Source organism: Cupriavidus sp. UBA2010 (assembly GCF_002335265.1).
Classification (GTDB): Bacteria; Pseudomonadota; Gammaproteobacteria; order Burkholderiales; family Burkholderiaceae; genus Cupriavidus; species Cupriavidus metallidurans.
Genome location: NZ_DDCI01000005.1, coordinates 14,365 through 31,963, shown reverse-complemented (window position 1 = coordinate 31,963; position 17,599 = coordinate 14,365). Strand labels below are relative to the sequence as shown.

Annotated in this window: 17 protein-coding genes; 9 read left to right on the top strand and 8 right to left on the bottom strand. The window is 59.8% G+C overall.

The features are described 5' to 3' along the window. Positions 1–5 precede the first annotated feature (5 nt). A complete protein-coding gene (locus tag B2246_RS01565) occupies positions 6–1,529 on the top strand; it encodes a conjugal transfer protein TraG N-terminal domain-containing protein (protein WP_150982030.1) in 1,524 nt (507 codons plus the stop codon). A gap of 7 nt (positions 1,530–1,536) precedes the next feature. Here the strand turns inward: B2246_RS01565 and B2246_RS01560 are convergent, their stop codons facing one another. The 3 genes from B2246_RS01560 to B2246_RS01550 are packed head-to-tail and all read right to left on the bottom strand — an operon-like array spanning position 1,537 to position 2,702. Beyond that, positions 1,537–1,899, bottom strand: coding sequence for a DUF3742 family protein (locus B2246_RS01560; protein ID WP_150982029.1), 363 nt, complete (start codon positions 1,897–1,899; stop codon positions 1,537–1,539). A gap of 27 nt (positions 1,900–1,926) precedes the next feature. Next, on the bottom strand, positions 1,927–2,385 hold the full coding sequence (locus B2246_RS01555; protein WP_150982028.1) for a type II toxin-antitoxin system YhaV family toxin: 459 nt from the start codon (positions 2,383–2,385) through the stop codon (positions 1,927–1,929). Further along, the gene (locus tag B2246_RS01550; protein WP_150982027.1) at positions 2,385–2,702 is read right to left on the bottom strand and encodes a type II toxin-antitoxin system PrlF family antitoxin; all 318 of its coding nucleotides are present in this window, start codon (positions 2,700–2,702) and stop codon (positions 2,385–2,387) included. The genes B2246_RS01555 and B2246_RS01550 overlap by 1 nt, the downstream gene beginning before the upstream one ends. Positions 2,703–3,008: 306 nt before the next feature. Here B2246_RS01550 and mobH point away from each other — a divergent pair, with 306 nt between their 5' ends. Next, positions 3,009–4,841: a MobH family relaxase gene (gene mobH / locus B2246_RS01545; protein WP_150982026.1), complete on the top strand. Its 1,833-nt coding sequence runs from the start codon at positions 3,009–3,011 to the stop codon at positions 4,839–4,841. 396 nt (positions 4,842–5,237) lie between these two features. Here mobH and B2246_RS01540 read toward each other — a convergent pair whose 3' ends face one another. Together B2246_RS01540 and B2246_RS01535 are read right to left on the bottom strand one after the other, a co-directional pair. Then, complete coding sequence (locus B2246_RS01540; protein ID WP_150982025.1) at positions 5,238–6,173, bottom strand: amidohydrolase family protein; 936 nt, start codon at positions 6,171–6,173, stop codon at positions 5,238–5,240. A gap of 41 nt (positions 6,174–6,214) precedes the next feature. Next, positions 6,215–6,829, bottom strand: coding sequence for a TetR/AcrR family transcriptional regulator (locus B2246_RS01535; RefSeq protein ID WP_150982068.1), 615 nt, complete (start codon positions 6,827–6,829; stop codon positions 6,215–6,217). A gap of 376 nt (positions 6,830–7,205) precedes the next feature. Between B2246_RS01535 and B2246_RS01530 the strand changes: the two genes are divergently transcribed. The 3 genes from B2246_RS01530 to B2246_RS01520 all read left to right on the top strand — a co-directional run bounded on the left by B2246_RS01530 (position 7,206) and on the right by B2246_RS01520 (position 10,412). Beyond that, complete coding sequence (locus B2246_RS01530) at positions 7,206–8,276, top strand: HlyD family secretion protein (protein WP_170292633.1); 1,071 nt, start codon at positions 7,206–7,208, stop codon at positions 8,274–8,276. A gap of 149 nt (positions 8,277–8,425) precedes the next feature. Beyond that, the gene (locus tag B2246_RS01525) at positions 8,426–10,030 is read left to right on the top strand and encodes an MFS transporter (RefSeq protein ID WP_170292632.1); all 1,605 of its coding nucleotides are present in this window, start codon (positions 8,426–8,428) and stop codon (positions 10,028–10,030) included. Further along, on the top strand, positions 10,014–10,412 hold the full coding sequence (locus B2246_RS01520; RefSeq protein ID WP_150982022.1) for a GlcG/HbpS family heme-binding protein: 399 nt from the start codon (positions 10,014–10,016) through the stop codon (positions 10,410–10,412). Before B2246_RS01525 ends, B2246_RS01520 begins: the two co-directional genes overlap by 17 nt. Here B2246_RS01520 and B2246_RS01515 read toward each other — a convergent pair. Then, positions 10,378–11,028 carry a TetR/AcrR family transcriptional regulator gene (locus B2246_RS01515; protein ID WP_150982021.1) on the bottom strand — a complete coding sequence of 217 codons (651 nt, stop codon included), beginning with the start codon at positions 11,026–11,028 and terminating at the stop codon, positions 10,378–10,380. The two genes, B2246_RS01520 and B2246_RS01515, sit on opposite strands and share 35 nt — an antisense overlap. Positions 11,029–11,346: 318 nt before the next feature. Here B2246_RS01515 and B2246_RS01510 point away from each other — a divergent pair, with 318 nt between their 5' ends. Continuing rightward, positions 11,347–11,754 (top strand): carboxymuconolactone decarboxylase family protein, encoded by a 408-nt coding sequence (locus B2246_RS01510; RefSeq protein ID WP_150982020.1) that lies wholly within the window; start codon positions 11,347–11,349, stop codon positions 11,752–11,754. Between the two features lie 85 nt (positions 11,755–11,839). Next, on the top strand, positions 11,840–13,249 hold the full coding sequence (locus tag B2246_RS01505; RefSeq protein WP_286881755.1) for an efflux transporter outer membrane subunit: 1,410 nt from the start codon (positions 11,840–11,842) through the stop codon (positions 13,247–13,249). A gap of 562 nt (positions 13,250–13,811) precedes the next feature. On the opposite strand, the gene B2246_RS29130 is transcribed toward B2246_RS01505, so the two are convergent. Together B2246_RS29130 and B2246_RS01495 are read right to left on the bottom strand one after the other, a co-directional pair. After that, a complete protein-coding gene (locus B2246_RS29130) occupies positions 13,812–14,354 on the bottom strand; it encodes a sugar phosphate isomerase/epimerase family protein (RefSeq protein ID WP_208457155.1) in 543 nt (180 codons plus the stop codon). A 619-nt stretch (positions 14,355–14,973) separates the two neighbouring features. Beyond that, the gene (locus tag B2246_RS01495; RefSeq protein ID WP_150981811.1) at positions 14,974–15,597 is read right to left on the bottom strand and encodes a glutathione S-transferase family protein; all 624 of its coding nucleotides are present in this window, start codon (positions 15,595–15,597) and stop codon (positions 14,974–14,976) included. Between the two features lie 362 nt (positions 15,598–15,959). On the opposite strand from B2246_RS01495, the gene B2246_RS01490 reads away from it, so the two are divergent. After that, positions 15,960–16,262, top strand: coding sequence for an ArsR/SmtB family transcription factor (locus B2246_RS01490; RefSeq protein ID WP_208449515.1), 303 nt, complete (start codon positions 15,960–15,962; stop codon positions 16,260–16,262). Between the two features lie 125 nt (positions 16,263–16,387). Further along, a complete protein-coding gene (locus tag B2246_RS01485; RefSeq protein WP_175994343.1) occupies positions 16,388–17,500 on the top strand; it encodes an alkene reductase in 1,113 nt (370 codons plus the stop codon). The last annotated feature ends 99 nt before the right edge of the window (positions 17,501–17,599 follow it).

The following is a 17,599-nucleotide window of genomic DNA, read 5'->3' as shown; positions in this document are numbered from 1 at the left end:
CAGACATGACGCTCTATACGACCGACTACCTGGAGTACTACCTGACTCTGGTGGGCTGGATCGTCAACAATGGCATCTGGAACATCCTCGTTGCCAGCGGCGTGTTCGCACTGCCGTTCCTCGCCATCGTGATCCAGGAATGGCTGCGTGCGCGGGCCGAGGGCGCTGACGAAGGCAACAAGGGAGTCCTGTCCTCGATGCGTATCGAGAACCGGGTGTTCGTGGCGATCGTGGTCATCATGTTCGCCGGCATTCCGTTTATTCCGGTGAGCCTGTCCACGATCCAGTTCGACACCAGCCGGTCGCAGCAATGCCAGGTCAACGTCCCGCAGCCGGCAGACACGGGCTGGGGCACGTCGTATACCGCGCTCAATAACCAGAGCGCGCTGGTTCCTGTCTGGTGGTTCTTCATGCACGCAATCTCGAAAGCCGTCACGGGGGCCGCGGTAGCGGCGATTCCGTGTGGCACGGACCTACGGCAGATCCGCATGGACGTGGACGCTACCCGCATCAATGACCCGGTGCTGGCTCAAGAGGTCGCCGACTTCACGCACGACTGCTATGGACCGTCGCGGGCCAAGCTGTTCATGAACCGGCCAACGCTGTCGGACACGCAGATGAACGACGTGACCTGGATCGGCTCGAACTATTTTCTCAACACGGGTGGCTTCTACGATACCTACCATTCGAGCACGGCACGCGCGGCCTGGCCCTACGACACTACCCGCGACGCCGGACTGGCTCAGGTGGATAGCGGCGGCGGGTATCCGACGTGCCGGCAGTGGTGGTCAGAAGGCGATCAGGGGTTGCACAGCCGTTTGCTGGCTCAGGTCGATCCGGACTTGCTGACCCGCATCGGGAAGTGGGCCGGCTTCCTGTCGCAGGCCGAGGTCGATGACTCGGTGATCCGCGCCATCGTCTCGCCCCAACAGCAGAAGATGAATCAGGGACAGGTCTATACGGACTACGGTGGCCAGATCGACATGACACTGCCGAACGTAACGACGCGTGGTGCAGGCGATGTGGGATTGGCGGTCGGCTCGCTGGGTTTCTTCCCGGCCATGGACGTGGTGCGCGAGGCGCTGCCGATGGTGCTGTCGTTCCTGAAGATGGCACTCGTCATCTGCATCCCGCTGGTTCTGGTAATCGGCACTTACGAGTTGAAGGCGATGGTGACGGTGAGCTGCGTCGAATTCGCGCTGTTTTTCGTGGACTTCTGGTTCCAGCTCGCACGCTGGATTGACAGCACGATTCTCGATGCGCTTTACGGTTGGGGGTTCGGTGCCGGGCGCCCGCATACGAACTTTGACCCCCTGATCGGTCTGAACAATACCTTCGGGGACATGCTGCTGAACTTCGTCATGGCGACAATGTTCATCGTGCTGCCGGGGTTCTGGGTGACTGCGCTAGGCTGGGTTGGAGTGCGTGCAGGAAACTTTGTACAGGGATTGTCCACCGGCACGTCAGATGCCAAGGGTGCAGGCGGCCGCAGTTCAAGCACGCTGATGGGCGCTGCATCGAAGAAGTGATCTTCGTTCAATCATGGTCGGACGCGTGCGGGTCAATCCGCCAGTCGCTCTTGTCGTAGAGTCCGAAGCCATTGGGACCTTCTCTCCACTCAGTCTGTGGCTCTTCCTGATTTGGATCAGAGCGCTTCGCAGCCCAAGCAGCCACAACGGCAAATACCATCAGCAGCGCGAACCAGAAAGCAACATAGAACAGGATGGCCAGAACACCTAGTTTGAAGACCCACAGCAAAGCAGCGGCACCGCCAGCAGGCATACCCCGAGTCACCAACCAGGCCGTGGCTTGACGCTCGCGGCGCGCATAGGCACGCAACATCCCACCCAGCCAGTGGCCAAAGCGTTCTGCATTGCTGCGATAGGTTTTCGTGCTCATGGTCGTCACCTGCTACATACTTGCGTGCTATTCCAGCTTGCTCCAATTCTGCTTGCTTGCCTGTACCAATGCGTTCCATTCGTCTGGCGGATTTCCGCGTCCAAGCATCCTCTCGAACACGGCATATGGGTCGGACTTGCTACCGGACGACCGCAGGGTCTGCTCGTCGTTAACCCAGGCATACACGATGATCTTCGCCTTCGAGTCGTACCGGAAGAACAACCTGTACCGCCTTCCAAGTTTGGCCCGTCGCCAGTGGCGATACGCCGGTCCCATAGTGTTGCCTTGACGATATTCGTCGCGAGAGGGGTCGCTCGGCACCACGTCTTGTATCAACTGAACCAAGGCCCGGAAGAACTTGACGTTGGCATTAGACTCGAAGCCGCCCAGGTCGTTCTCTTGCGCGCGCAGCACGGCCGCACGCAGCTTCATCAACTGCTCGATCAGGTTGTCGTGGAACAACAGTGTCCAACCATGCTGTTGCATCAGATTTCCACGTCCTCATCGAAATCATTGTCCAGAACCACCTTGTGGCCGGCATGCTCCAACATCGTGCGAGCCAGATCCTCCGGCAATCCACGAACGTTCCGGCCTGCTTCGATGTCGCGGGCCAGCAGATTCAGGAATGCAGCAATGGCGGGGTCTTCATGCTCGGCGTCAGCACGGGTGACGACGACTTCGCCGTCGCGCAGATCGAACGCAACCTTGCCGCCGGTGTCCACGCCCAAGGCTTGCCGGATGGATTTGGGCAGCGTGATCTGACCTTTGGAGGTCAGCGTGGCAACTTCGTGAATGGCAGGCATGGCGGCTCTCCTGAAAGCTGTGCCTGCATGGTAAGAAATTTTCCTTACCATGTCAATATACGGTCCCACGCCGTCCTCCTGAATCCGAAAATCCACCCATCGTAGGGCTGTCACAGCTCGCCTTCCGCCCGCAAACCGGCATTGGCGCCCCCACATTGACGGTGGAACTATCTTCCCGGCCGCCCTATACCCCAAAAGGTTGAAGGCCAAAGGGCTGGCAAGGGACAAGGGAACGGGTGGCAAGGGGAAAGGCCCTACCCGAAAAGGCCAAAAGGCTCCCCCTCCAGTTCGCCACCGGGATTCGCCATGCTCTCGCTGTTCCAGCGTAAAAAGGTTCCGCCGATCGCCAGCGCGCCACCGGCACCGCCCATCGAGCCGTCCAAAGGGCTGACACGGCCGGAGCCGGTCTCGTCACTGCTAGCGACACCGCGGCGCCAACGGCTGCTGGAACACATCTGGCAACGTACCTCGGTCTCGCGCAGCCAGTTCATCACGTTGTACCGCGCGCCGCTGGAACGCTACGCCGAGCTAGTCCAGCAGTTTCCCGCCTCGGAGAGCCACCACCACGCCTATCCCGGGGGCATGCTGGATCACGGCTTGGAGATCGTGGCCTACGCGCTGAAACTGCGGCAGTCCCATCTGCTACCTGCCGGCGCCACGCCGGAAGCTCAAGCTGTCCAAGCCGAGGCGTGGACGGCCGGCGCTGCCTATGCAGCGCTGCTGCACGACGTCGGCAAGGTAGCCGTCGATCTGCACGTCGAGTATGGCGACGGCACAGTCTGGCACCCCTGGCACGGCCCACTCCGTCGCCCCTATCGTTTCCGCTACCGGCCTGAGCGAGAGTACCGTCTACACAGCGCCGCCACCGGCTTGCTGTACGTCCACCTGCTCGATCCGACGATCTTCGACTGGCTCAGTGGTTATCCCGACCTGTGGGCGGCGCTGCTGTACGTGTTAGCCGGGCAGTACGAACATGCTGGTGTCCTTGGTGAGTTGGTCATCCAGGCTGACCAGGCATCGGTCGCCCAAGCCCTCGGCGGCGATCCGGCGAAGGCCATGGCCGCACCGAAACACGCGCTACAACGTAAGCTGCTCGAAGGACTGCGCTACTTGCTGAAAGAGGAGTTGAAGCTGAATCAGCCCCAGGCTTCGGACGGCTGGCTGACCCAGGATGCTCTGTGGCTGGTCAGCAAGACCGTCTCTGACAAACTGCGTGCATATCTGCTGTCGCAGGGTATCGAGGGCATCCCTTCCAGCAACACGGCCGTATTTAATGTGCTACAGGACCACGGCGTGCTCCAGCCCACGGCCGACGGTAAAGCAATCTGGCGCGGAACAATTAGCAGCGACGCCGGCTGGTCGCATACCTTTACACTTTTGCGTTTGGCACCAACTCTTATCTGGGAGGGAAGCGAACGACCGGCGCCGTTTGCGGGAACAGTCACCACCACCGGGCCTGCAGTTACAGTTCCGACTGAGAAGGAGGCGGCTTCGCGGTCGGCATATACCATCGAATCAGTTCCCACGTGTACGCAGCCGACCGCAGCTGTGCAAGGCGAAGACCTTGATTCTCTTCTGGAACTACTCGATACGAACAGTGACGTAGTAGACCAACCTCAAGCCGTTGCACGGGAAGCGCCGCAGGACATCGAATCTGAAACCGCCTCGACTGACTCGCCGATCGCCCCCACTTCCGAGACACATGTCAAACTTCTGGGAGTTCCGTCCGGTGAGCATTTCGTCGAGTGGCTAAGGCATGGCATCCATTCCCGTCGGCTCATCATTAACGAAGCCAAAGCACTTGTGCATACGGTCTCTAACTCAGCATACCTGGTAAGCCCGGGGATATTCCAGCGCTATGCACAGGAATATCCTTGGGTCGCAGTCCTGGCGAGACAAGCGAAACAGCAAGACTGGCAGTGGGTACAGAAATCGTTTGAGAGGCTGCAACTTCACCGCAAGCGTCCTGACGGATTGAACATATGGATATGCCAAGTACAAGGGCCACGAAAGACGCGTCGACTACATGGCTACCTCCTGATTCAAACCGTGACTCTGTTTGCTGAGTTTCCACCGAACAATCCATATCTGACGATTGTTGGGGATGAAGGAGCGCGTGACCATGGATCGACGGATTAACCTCTAACTAGTGCGCTGCGGTCGAAACACGACACGCGTATCCCGTGCAGGGATACCTTGCCACCGGAGCGTGTTTGTTTCGACACGATTGTGAGCAACGGAAGAGCACTCAGTTTCTGACGCGCAGAGATGTGGTTGCAGGAGGGACGATATGAAAGCCCGATGGCCACCACTACGGCGACGTTGCAACCTCATCCGCTTGAACGCACCCGGCGAAACGCACCCACTTCCGCTGGAAACTTCCCCGGAAGACGGACAATGAAGCTGCAGCGCCGCACCCTATCACGCGTCGCCCCGTCCATACACGGGATATTTGCGGCGAGGGATCCCGGCACTCTTGGAAGGAAGTGCCAGAATTCCTGCCCCTGGCGGTACGATCCTGTGAGCCGAATTGGGTCAGGCAGTCGCCGCAAGGCGCGGAAACAGCTTCTCGGCATTACCGCGATTGATCGCGTACCGCAGCTTTTCATCCAGCGGCCACGCGTCCAGCGCGGCATTAAACTGATGGCTGGATGGCGCAAACGGAAAATCACTGCCGAACGTGATGTGCGTGGGATCGGCGAACGCTAGCAACGACGGTAATGCCGTCGGAGTCGAGGACAGCGCGGTGTCGAAGTAAAAACGTTTCATGTCGGTCATGATCCCCTCGGGCGTCACTCCGGGGTTGAATTGCGCAGCACCCGTAAACCGGTAGGCTGCGTAAGGCAGAAATCCGCCTCCATGCGACAGAATCACCTTGATCCGCGTGTGCCGACTCATGACCCCGTTGGCGACCATGTGGACTGCAGTGCGCGTGGTATCGAAGGGATAGTCGAGCAAGGGGCTCGGCAGTCCTTTGAGCATCTGGATCGGCGGTTCCGTCGGGTGAATGAAGACAACAGCCGAGCGTGCATCGAGTTCGGCCCACAAAGGTTCGAAATCCGGATCTCCCAGATATTTCCCCGCAGCATTGGATAGCAGCACCACACCGTCGGCGTGTAGTTCGTCGAGCGCATACACGGCCTCGGTAACCGCACCCTCGACATCGGGCAGCGGTATGCAGGCGAACTGGCCGAAGCGATCGGGCCGCCGCTTGACCAGCTCTGCGTGATACTCGTTCACCTGACGCGCCAGGGTACGCCCCTCCTCGTCGCCAGCCAGGTGGACACCCGGTGCGCTCAGGGAAAGAATACCGATAGCGATCGACTCCCTGTCCATCATATCAATGGCCGCCTGAGGGTCCCACGGCGGCGTAGGCCAACCTCCCGCGGTCAAGCCGCGCTCATCCAGCAATTTGCGATAAGCGGGTGGAATCAGATGCTGATGGGTGTCAATTCGGGCGGGTGACGTCATGGCGAAGTTCCTTGAAGGGTGAAGCCGTCCTGAGCCTCTTATCAGGAAGACGGCGAAGACTCAGGCGCATGGAGAAAGGCCTCGATAAGACTGGCTGTCAGCAGTTCCTGGACGCTTTCTGGCGCAATATCCAGACAGAGCTGATGCAACAGCACAGGTGCAGCGCGTGGCTGGTTTACAGCGTTATTAAGCAACGCAAAGAACGCTGCGGGATGACGCACACGTATGACCCCAGCGTCGATGCCGGCCTGGATAAGCGGCAGGCTGGCCTCGTAGGATGGCCGGACCAGCCGCTCGGTAAGGAGTGCCGCCCTTTCGGCGCTTTCGGACGCATGCTGCGCAACGAACTGGCGAACTTCCGGATGTGCAAAGCTGAAGCCGACATAACGGCCAATCAGGATGCTCAACCGCACTCTCACCGGAGCCGTTGCATCCGATACGATCTGCCTGACTTCCGAGATCATTGGTGCGGCCTGCGCCACGATAGCGCCCACACACGCCTCCCAAAGACCAGCCTTGCTGCCGAAATGGATACGAACGAGGCCTGGATCGACATCGGCGACGCGGGCGATGGTGCGCAAATCCGCAGCCTCGTATCCACGTTCCGCAAAAACACATGTCGCAGCGTCCACGAGAGCCTGCCGCCCGTCGGGCATATCCCGACGACGGCGCCCACGCTGTCGCGATCGCGCTCCTGTTTCAGTCTGGCTGTCACCCAATTCGACGCTGCCTCCGCATTATATCTACATTCGAAGATATTTCATTGATCACACTACGTCAACCCCTGCGAGAAAAGCCTGGCGGCGCGGCCGGAGTCGCCATCGTCCGAAAGGGGCGTCAGACGGTGCTTGATTGACTTGGCCTGCGGCTCCGATATAATTACCACTTGGTAATTATATCGGAGCTTGTTTGATGATTCGACGCTCGAAAGCGGACGTGGACGGTGATCCGGCGCGTACCGCCCGTCACGGCCGCAAAGGAAGATGGGCATTACTGTTCGGACGGCCTCACGGAACGACTCGGGCGCGAACCGTGAAGCGCATCATTCTGGTGTCTGCCGTACTTCTGGCTGCTGTAATGGCAGCGTCGTATCCGGCTTTGTCCGGGCACGACGTGCAGAGTACTGACGATGCCTACGTGCGGGCCGATGTGACACCGGTAGCCGCGCGCGTCGAGGGGTATCTCGCCGACGTGCCGGTCCATGACAACCAGCGCGTGCATGCCGGCGACGTACTGGCGCTGGTACAGGATGTGGACTACCGGGAACGGGTGGTCGAAGCACAGGCGAGCGCTGAACGCGCCGACGCCGCCCTGGCCGAGGCCATCAGCCAGAACCGGTATCAGCAAAGTCAGGTGGCGGCGGCCGCGGCAGCCATGCAGGCGACACAGGCGGACCTGGACCGCGCGGCTGCTGACCGCACCCGCTATCACGCCATGCTCCCGAGCGGTTCAGCATCACGTCAGCAGGTCGACGTCATCGACGCGGAGGTCCGACGCCTGAGCGCCAACCTTGCACAACGCCACGCCGAGTGGATGGCTGCCCAGCAGCAGGTGCAGACGGGCAACGCGAGCATCGACGAGGCGAGAGCCACTGTCCAGGCAACGCGGTCGATATTGAATTCAAGAAAGATCGATCTTGGCTGGACGCGCATCACGGCGCCAGTCGATGGCGTCGTCGGCGAACGTCACGTCCGCCCCGGCGTATACGTCCGCGCCGGCACCTTGATCGTTGACGTGGTGCCTTTGCCGCACGTGTGGGTGGTCGCCAATTTCAGGGAGGGCCAGCTGACACACATCCATCCCGGACAGCACGTCTCCATCCGGGTCGACAGCCTGCCGGGTCTCGTATTCAAGGGGACAGTGGACAGTCTCCAGCCGGCCAGTGGCGCCCAGTTCGCCCTGCTGCCACCAGACAACGCGACGGGCAACTTCACCAAGGTCGTGCAGCGCTTTCCGGTGAAGATTATGCTCGACCCCGACCAGAACTCGCAGGCTTCCCTGTTGCCGGGCATGTCGGTCATCGCGTCAGTTGAAACGCCAGGCGGGTCGCGGCCTAGCGGCCTCGTGAGCGGGCTGTCCGGTTGGCTACGGGGGAGGCTGTGAGCGAACGCATGTCTGCCGCCGCAGGCTCGGGTACGGACGGGCCGCCCCCCGAAAGGCCTGTCGCAGGATGGTCGCGACCGTCCCGCCGCCTGCCGCCATGGGACCACCACCGGCTTGCCGCCTGCGTGGCCGCAATCGCTGCGGCCTGGATGACCATGCTCGGTGCCCGCTACGCGGTGCTCGGATTTGCTGACGTGCGTGGCGGCCTGGGCCTCGGCGTCGACGACGGCTCGTGGCTCTCAACGGCCTATGCGGCCGGCGATGTCGGCGGCGTGGTAACCGGATGCTGGCTGGCCACCGCGTTATCCCTACGGCGGGTACTGCTGGGAGCGACATGCCTCTTCACGGCAGCTTCGGGGCTACTCGCGCTCAGTCCTCCATATGCCGTCGTTCTCGTCACGCGCGCCGCCCAGGGACTAGCCGGTGGCGCGCTGTTGCCGATGGCCATCGTCGCGTTGCTGCGCACCCTGCCGCCTCGACATCGTGCGCTCGCGCTGGCCCTCTACACCTCGGCCTCGACACTCGCCCCGCAGGTGGCGGCCGGAATCACGGGCTGGCTGCTGGACAACTGGGGATGGCAGTCTCTGTTTCTCGCCAACCTGCTTCCTGGCATGCTCGCGTGGATTGCGGGCGCTTACGGCCTGCCACGTGAAACCGTGCGCCTGCGGCCCCTGCTTCATACCGACCGCTTCGGACTGCTGCTTTTCGTCGGGGGGCTGGGCATGCTCGCCTGCGGGTTCGATCAGGGCAACCGGCTTGACTGGCTGCATTCGACACCCATTCGTGTGCTGCTCGTTGCCGGTACAGTCGCCGTATGCGGCTTTGCCTCTCACGCGGCAAGCCTGCGGCGGGACCGGCTACTCAACGTCAAACTTCTGTCAAGGCGAAACATCATGCTGGGCGCCTGGGGCGTCGTGCCCTTCGGGCTCGCCGCAACAGGCTGCGGTTATGTGATCCCCCAATATCTCATGCAGGCCCATGACTATCGTCCGGTCGAGCTGGGGCCGGTGCTGTGGGACGCCGCGTGGCCGCAGGTGATCAGTTATGCCGGCGCAATACTGTGTCTGGACAGAAAATGGCTGGGTGGCCCCCGCCGGTTGCTGGCGTTGGGGTTCGTGCTGGTCGCGGCCGGCGTCCTCCATGACAGCCTGAACATCGATAGCGTTTGGATCGCTGGTGATCTGCGCATCGGACAGATCCTTCAGGGACTGGGTCTCCCCCTGATCCTGTTGCCACTGCTGTACCTGTTTGTCGGTGATCTGCTGCCACGCGAAGGACTACATGCGGCCCTGGTGTTCAACGTGATGCGCAGTCTCGGCGGCACGATTGGACTCGCGTGGATCAGCACCCTCGACCGGGTGCGCGAGCAGGCCAGGTCCAACGTCATCATGGACCACGTGAGCACGTCCGCCGCAGCCGTGTCCGCCCGCCTGGATGCCCTCATGACAGCGGTCAGCGCACGAGCAACCGGCAGCGATCAGGCAACGGCGCAGGCTCTACAGCTGCTGGCTGGCAACGTGCGGCTCCAGGCACAGATCCTTGCACATGCCGACACACTGGCTGCGCTTGCCGTGGCAATGCTGTCCGGCGCAGTGCTGGCAGTGTGCATGAGGTTTTACGGGTCCGGGCACCCGGGCACAAATGCCCATCGCGGAGGAAATCCGGCGCCTGGGCTTACGCACGCCGGAGAGCATCCGTCGACAATAGTTTCCAATACCCAGCAAAGGAGTTCCGCTCATGATCAATCTGAATGACGCCCGTCAGGTTCTCGCAGCGGCGCAGGCCGAAGCCGAGCGGATCGACCTCGCGGTGAACATCGCGGTGGTCGACGCGGGAGGCCATCTTGTCGCGCACATCCGTATGGATGGTGCACGCATTGGCGCAATCCAGATAGCAATCGACAAGGCATTTACGGCTCGAGCCTTCGACATGAGCACCGCCGAACTGGCCGGGTACAGCCAGCCCGGCGGGCCGTTCTTCGGCATTCACAGTTCCCATGGTGGCCGTGTCGCGGTCTACGCCGGGGGCATGCCACTGCTTCGCGATGGCATGATCGTCGGGGCCATCGGCGTGAGCGGTGGCTCCGGCGAACAGGACGAAACTATCGCCCGCGCTGGCGTAGCGGCTTTGCACTAGCGCGATCGCGCGCCACGGCCTGCATGGCGGCCGGTGCGCCATGCAGGAAACGGGCAATGGCGGTCTCGATCACCCTGTCCAGATCGTCCGGAACCGGCATGTCATAAACCCACCGGCGCACAGCGAGATAGAACAGCTCGCCGTGCAGGCCCCACGCCACCTCGAGCTCATCCGCCGACAAAGCCTTGCGCGTCGGTGTGTCGCCGGACAGGCTGCGCAATTCAATGGCAAGCGGCTCGATCAGCCGCGTCTGGATCAGGGCAAGATAGCGCTGGCTGATGCCAACGCCCTTGAGTCCTGCAAACACGAAGATCCTCACCCAATCGTAGCGAAAGATCGCGTGCAGGTAAGCCTTGTAGAAGTCGATCAGCCGCGCCTCCAGAGACTTACCAGGCTGCCTGAGCATCGCTTCCCACTCCGGCTGCCAGCGGCTCAGATAAACCTCCTGGTACACCCGGTCGATCAGGGCTTCCTTGGTCGGGAAATAGCGGAACAGATTCTGGTGGGTAATGCCTAGGCGCAGGGCCAGTTCGCGCAGTGTCCCTTCGAAACCGACCTCTGCGAAAAAGCGGACCGATTCTTCAATGATCTCTTTCTCTCGGTCCTCCGGCAACATGCGCCGGCGCCTGGGACGCGCTGGCGTCCCGGATACGTCGCGCGTCGCCACGGGAACGCGCTTGCTTGCGGATTGAATCGATTTAACCATTCCCCCAGCATAGCGACAGATCACCAGCCGGTAAACAAGAGAAACGTACCCAGCACAATGTAAAAATCCATAGATTGCCATCCGGTAAATAAGCCTTGACGGCCATGCGCGTCGAGCAGCATAATTACCAACCGGTAAATAATGGGACCATCCAGCGACCATTTGCCACCAGTCAGTCACCCGTCCTCATCCCTCACCCGAACTTTTGTCCATCTGAAGGAATACATCATGAGCAACATCACTGGAACACCATCGAACGATGACCAGCGCTTCCTGGCCGGCCAGGCTGCCTTTGAGCAGATCACGGGGCTGCCTTCGGGCGCATTCCTGGACGGGCTGAAAGACCTAGCTCCAGCGATTGGCCGGTTTGTCATGGAGTGGGAGTTTGCGGATGTCTATGGCCAGAGTTCGCTCGACCTGCGTACCCGGGAGATCATCATGGTGGCGGTATGTGCCGCACTGGGCGCGACAGCCGCACCCATCCTGAAGCTGCGGATCGCCTCGGCGTTGCGCGCTGGCGTCTCGCGCCAGGAAGTGATCGATACGATCATCCAGATCGGCATCCCTGCCGGTGTGCCCGCAGCCCTGGCCGCGATCCAGCTTGCGGGCGAAGCGTTTGCGGCGACCGGCGCGTAAGACGCCGGTTTCCCGAATTCATGGCATAAGGCAGGCTAACGTGATTCGTTGTGCAAGATGCAGTGCTCGGGCGGTGATGTTGCTGATGGTACCACTCAGCACCATGCTGACTTCCTGTACGGTGGGCCCCGATTTTCATCGGCCTGCCAACGCCATGCCAGCGCAGTGGAAGCCGGTGGCTGACACTGCAGGCACGCCGAGCCAGCCCGTTCCAGCCACGATTGATCCAGACTGGTGGAAGGTATTTGGCGACGCGGAGCTCACGTCGCTGGTTGACCGGGTGACGACTGCCAATCTGGATGTCCGGGTGGCAAGCAGCCGGCTCAGGCAAAGTCGCGCCGAGCGCCAGGCCATCACAGCAGACGCAGAACCCCATGTGGAAGCGGATGCGGCCTACCGGCACGCGCGAGCCAGTTCCACAGGACTGGTCGATCCTTCGGGCGAGCACGGTGAACACGATTACAACGTATGGCAAGCGGGTTTCGATGCCTCGTGGGAGCTGGACCTGTGGGGACGAGTACGGCGTGAAGTTGAATCGGCTGACGCGACCATCGAAGCATCAGCCGATGCGCGTCGTGGCGTCCTGCTTTCCGTGTGCGCAGAGACCGCCCGGAACTATATTCAGTTGCGGGCGGTACAGGCCAGGCAGGCCCTGCTCGACCAGGCCAGTGAAGTAGCGCGTCATCGCCTCGATCTGGCTCGCGTCCGCTTCACGCATGGTGCGGCAACGCAGGTCGAAGTGGCCGATGCGGCGCTGAATGCCGCCCAGATCGAAGCGCGGCTGCCGCCCCTGCAGCAACAGCAGGCCCATCTCGTCAATGCGCTGAGCTTTCTGCTAGGGGCACCGCCACGCGCGCTCGAAAAGGAACTGGATGCACCTGCCCCGCTTCCACCCGTTCCTCCGCAGGTGCCCGTCGGCCTGCCCTCCCAACTGGTTGAGCAACGCCCGGACATCCGGCAGGCAGAAGCTACCCTTCACGCTGCAACAGCCAATGTCGGCGTGGCTGTCGGCGACTTCTATCCCCGTATCACCCTGTCGGGTGACATGGGCTCGCAGGCACTTCAGCTTTCGGACCTGGGAACCTGGGGCAGCCGAACCTTCGCGATTGGACCAGCCATCAGCCTGCCGATCTTCGAAGGCGGACGGCTGCACAGCGTGCTAACGTTGCGGCAGGCCCAGCAGCAGCAGGCCGCCATTCAATACCAGCAGACTGTGCTGCGGGCATGGCATGAGGTCGACGACGGATTGACGGATTATGCTGCCACGCAACGTCGGCTCAACCAGCTGGATCAAACCGTGACCCAGAGCCAGCAGTCCTTCGACGACGCGCAACGCAGATACTCTGTTGGCCTCGTTGACCTGCAGCAGGTACTGGCCGCAAGACAAGCTTTGTTGACAAACCGTGACGCGGCCATATCAGGCGCGGAGGACGTTTCCCTCGCGCTTGTCGCCCTTTACAAGTCACTCGGCGGTGGTTGGCAAGCCGGGACTTGACCGAAAATTTAAATGGCAGCACGTAGCTGCCATCTCAACACCCCGAGTGCGGCTGCTGGTTGCGCATGCCAGAAGATAATTCCTATGCGGAGCAAGTGCGCCACTTTTCGGTTTTCGGCGGTGATTCGAAAAGATGAGGCACCAATAATTTATGCAGCTGATACGACCAAAACCCTTCGAATTACGCTCGCCATACAGAAGTCCCGCACTAAGCGGGCGATCGACTTTTGAAAAATTCTTGCTGGTCTAGAATCCCCTAGATATCAGTGTCAAACCAAACCTTATAGAGCGACTTCTTTGCTTGCATTGCGACACTCAAGGGGTCCTCCTTCTTAAGAGCATCACTGAACACCTCGACCCCAACAGGGCCCTGATAGCCGGCTCTCTTTAGCTTGGACAAAAAGGGCTGCATTGAGAATTTACCCTGTCCTGGGAATACTCGATAGTGCCGCGCGCTCTCAATTAGGCGTGGCATATCGCTAGGCGACACTTCGAACTCAAGATCTGATAGCTGCACCTGATAAATCTTCGCAACGTCTATGCCATCCATATCTGCAACGGTTCATCCACGAGAGCAGATGTGAAACATGTCGACAACGATTCCGAGATTCTCAGCGCCAATCCGTTGAATTCGTTCCCATGCTGCGGGCAAGGTATGATCCAGAACACTCCAAGCCATTGGCTCGTAACATACGCGAATACCGTAGCGTGAAGCCTCGTCGCACAGCCAGCGAAGATCACTATCAACCGTAGATGGATCGCAGTCATCTAACGTCGTTGCAGGGGACTGGATTGCATCTGTTCCAAGAGCAACAGCGCGCTCCAGCATTGCGAGAGCTGCAGACCGTTTTTCCTCACGCAAAGACTTGGGTGCACCGGCAAAGTCTCTTAAAACCATGCAGTCCGTAAATCCAATCTCCAGATTATTTGCTAATGTGCGAACGGCCGTCGCGCCGCCAAAGTAGGAATCCACGTCTTCGTTCCAAATTTCGACGGCGTCAAAGCCAGCATTCTTTGCTGCACGCAGTTTTTCCTCCGTATTTCCTCCCAAAACGATCAGATTCAGAAACATTTCGTTTTGCAAGTGCGAGCCTGCCACTGCCATATTCAGCTCCAAAATAAGTCTATCGAATTTCGCACATGCACAAGGACCGTGCCCTCGCCAACTAGCCGAGCATCATTGGCAACGCGTTACAGCATCCCTTCAATGCGGATTCTTTCGTTTGCGACGTACGACAACCAAAGCCGTTAGGACGACAACAATCAATATTGAAACAGCTACCCGCTATTTTACGGTAGAGACTATGTCCGCAGATTCAAGGGGCTGTTCCAGTGGCTTAAACATAGTCGTAAGACTACCTCATAATTTAAGCGTTACCAGTGTCCGTTTTTTGCGGGGGCCGGCCCACTGCAGACGACGCTGCGCTATAGCAGTGGTACGCACTAAGCCAGTATGCAGTGGGTACTCCGTGCGGAAGAAGCGCAAGAAGGTGACAACCAAGGGCAGGCTGCGCTACCAGATCGCGGAGGGGCCATCTCAAAGCGGAAAAGATCAGGAACACGTGCGAGCTGAAGGGGTCACCGGTACAGGAGGCACGCAAAGGCCAGTCTGCGGGCGAAGTTGGTGCGACCTGATCTCACCCCAGATACGCACTTACCGAACAGAAACTCAACCGGCCGCGCGAACCGGCGACCATAAGGCGATGGCCGACGAGGGGAGTGATCTACCTTGAAAGGCTGTACTGGCCGCCGCGACGGATTGCGGCCCGATAGGCGGGGCGTCCGTGGAGTCGATTGATCCATCCGTCGAGATTGGGTCGATCGTGCCGTAACCCATACACACCGGCAAGCTCTCCGACAAAGCTCATCTGGACATCAGCAGCACTGAATTGCTCCCCCAGAAGGTAACGCCGGCCTTCGAGGGAAGACTCAACGTAGCCCAAGTGATTGGTCAGCTCACTTGTTATTCGCGGGTGCAATGGTGCGCCTGCATCACCGATGCGATCGACATAGAGCTTCAGCAACAGCGGAAGCATCGCGGAACCCTCAGCATAGTGCAGCCACTGCACGTATCTTTCATAATCAGGACTGTCCGGATCCGGCTGGAGGAAACTGCCGTATTTCCGAACCAGATAGTCGATGATGGCTCCAGACTCGTGAATGACGGTGTCCCCATCCACGATCACAGGCGACTTTCCTAGCGGATGGATGGCGGCCAGTTCTGGAGGCGCAAACCGAGTTGACGAATCACGCGTGTAGAACTGGATTTCGTATTCTCGACCGAGCTCTTCCAGAAGCCAGAGAACACGTTGCGATCGGGACTCGTTGAGATGATGGACAACGATCATTGATAGACTCCAACCCCGCAGACGGGGACCATTAAAGTGGGATAGCGATCCACACGATGCCTGTCGAACTGGCTATTCCAAACCAGCTTTGAGCGCATACGAACTGGTCGAAGCGACCCTCATGTGTGGCGGCGCCTGATGCGGGCTACTGTAGCATAAATTACCGTCTGGTAACTTATGTCGGTAACCGGGACATCGCAAGTCATAGGCACTCGCCATTGCTGGACAAACTCAGGGCCTGCGCGGAGAAACGTGGCCGACTCGCCCAATCAGGATGACAGACAGCGGCATGCACCATAGCTTGCCAACGATGGCATCGTCGCTTATAATTTCGTCATTATGCGAAATCTCGAATGCCCATGATCGAACTGGTAGAGCAGTTCAAGGCGCTTTCCAGCGAAGTGCGGCTCCAGATTCTGGAGTGGCTCAAGCAGCCTGAATATAACTTTCCGCCAACCCATGCCCCGAATGGCTGGGCCGAAGGTGTGTGTGTCACGCATATTCAGCAAAAGGTCGAGATGTCGCCCTCAACAGTCTCCACGCATCTGTCGATTCTCCAGCGTGCCGGTCTGGTCGAAACGAGTCGCGTGGGTCAGTGGACGTATTACCGCCGTAACGAAAAGGCCATCGCTCAGTTGGCCCGACGCATTGGAAAAGATCTGTAATGATTGGTTGCCCCCTTTATTTAGCCCATAATTTCGTTAATTTCCGAAATTAAGAATTGTAGCTGCATGATTTCCCGGCAAAAGCAGCCCGCCACTCACCCCATGTACCAATCGAGGACATACACATGACTCAAGACCTGCTTTTCAGTCCTACGCGGCTTGGCCGCATCGAGATCGCCAACCGCATCGTCATGGCACCACTGACACGCAGCCGCGCAGACGACGCCACAGACGTCCCATCTCCCTTCGCCGCCGACTACTATTCCCAACGCGCGAGCGCAGGTCTCGTGATCACAGAGGCAACCCAGGTCAGCCTCATGGCCAAAGGCTATGTTGCGACACCCGGGATCTACAATGACGATCAGGTACGCGCCTGGGCGAAGGTGACAGATGCTGTGCATGCCGCCGGGGGCAAAATTGTCCTCCAGTTGTGGCATGTCGGCCGCAGCAGCCACCCTGACCTCCTGCCGGGACATGCCTCGCCTGTCGCGCCGTCCGCCATTCAGGCGGATTCCATTGCGTTTACGCCTGAAGGTCCAAAGCCTTGCGCAGTGCCGACAGCGCTTGACCACGCGGGCATCCGCGAAACAGTGGCGGACTTCGCCAGGAGTGCCGCGAACGCGCGTCTTGCTGGTTTCGACGGCATCGAAATTCATGGCGCAAACGGTTACCTGATCGACCAGTTCATCCGTGACCGCACCAACCAGCGCACAGACGAGTACGGTGGTTCGGCAGAGAATCGGGCGCGCTTTGCCGTGGAAGTCGCAACGGCGGTTAGCGAGGCCTGGGACGCTGGCAATGTAGGTATTCGCCTGTCGCCTTTTGGCACCTACGGAGACATGGGGGACAGCAATCCGGAAACGACATTCAGCACCGTAATCGAGCTGCTCAATCCGCTCGGCCTCGCCTACCTTCACATGGTCGAGGAGTTTCCGTTCGCCAACATCCAGATGGATTCGGGTCGTCCCGCGGATCAAAGCCAGCACGCCGTCTTTGACCGGCTCCATGCACTTTGGAAAGGTGCCTACATCTCGAATGGCGGCTTCACAGCCGATAAGGCCCGCAGCTATCTTCAACGCGGTCGTGCCACTGCGGTTTCGTTTGGCCGGCCGTTCATCGGCAATCCTGACCTTGTCGAGCGACTGCGCGGCAACCAGCCATTGGCGGCTGCTGACAGCAGCGTCTATTACGGCGGCGGCGCCAACGGGTACACGGATTTCCCCACTTTTTCCGGCTGATCATTTTCGGAATTCCCGAAATACAGAACCCGGATAAATGGGAACTCGGGTGGCGGTAACTGTAGCGGTAACCAGAAACCATCACGGTTTGCTGGCACA

Coding starts and splice junctions, on each gene's coding strand:
- B2246_RS01565 (WP_150982030.1), top strand. CDS start 6: ATGACGCTCTATACGACCGACTACCTGGAGTACTACCTGACTCTGGTG.
- B2246_RS01560 (WP_150982029.1), bottom strand. CDS start 1,899: ATGAGCACGAAAACCTATCGCAGCAATGCAGAACGCTTTGGCCACTGG.
- B2246_RS01555 (WP_150982028.1), bottom strand. CDS start 2,385: ATGCAACAGCATGGTTGGACACTGTTGTTCCACGACAACCTGATCGAG.
- B2246_RS01550 (WP_150982027.1), bottom strand. CDS start 2,702: ATGCCTGCCATTCACGAAGTTGCCACGCTGACCTCCAAAGGTCAGATC.
- mobH (WP_150982026.1), top strand. CDS start 3,009: ATGCTCTCGCTGTTCCAGCGTAAAAAGGTTCCGCCGATCGCCAGCGCG.
- B2246_RS01540 (WP_150982025.1), bottom strand. CDS start 6,173: ATGACGTCACCCGCCCGAATTGACACCCATCAGCATCTGATTCCACCC.
- B2246_RS01535 (WP_150982068.1), bottom strand. CDS start 6,829: ATGCCCGACGGGCGGCAGGCTCTCGTGGACGCTGCGACATGTGTTTTT.
- B2246_RS01525 (WP_170292632.1), top strand. CDS start 8,426: ATGACCATGCTCGGTGCCCGCTACGCGGTGCTCGGATTTGCTGACGTG.
- B2246_RS01520 (WP_150982022.1), top strand. CDS start 10,014: ATGATCAATCTGAATGACGCCCGTCAGGTTCTCGCAGCGGCGCAGGCC.
- B2246_RS01515 (WP_150982021.1), bottom strand. CDS start 11,028: ATGTTGCCGGAGGACCGAGAGAAAGAGATCATTGAAGAATCGGTCCGC.
- B2246_RS01510 (WP_150982020.1), top strand. CDS start 11,347: ATGAGCAACATCACTGGAACACCATCGAACGATGACCAGCGCTTCCTG.
- B2246_RS01505 (WP_286881755.1), top strand. CDS start 11,840: ATGGTACCACTCAGCACCATGCTGACTTCCTGTACGGTGGGCCCCGAT.
- B2246_RS29130 (WP_208457155.1), bottom strand. CDS start 14,354: ATGGCAGTGGCAGGCTCGCACTTGCAAAACGAAATGTTTCTGAATCTG.
- B2246_RS01495 (WP_150981811.1), bottom strand. CDS start 15,597: ATGATCGTTGTCCATCATCTCAACGAGTCCCGATCGCAACGTGTTCTC.
- B2246_RS01485 (WP_175994343.1), top strand. CDS start 16,388: ATGACTCAAGACCTGCTTTTCAGTCCTACGCGGCTTGGCCGCATCGAG.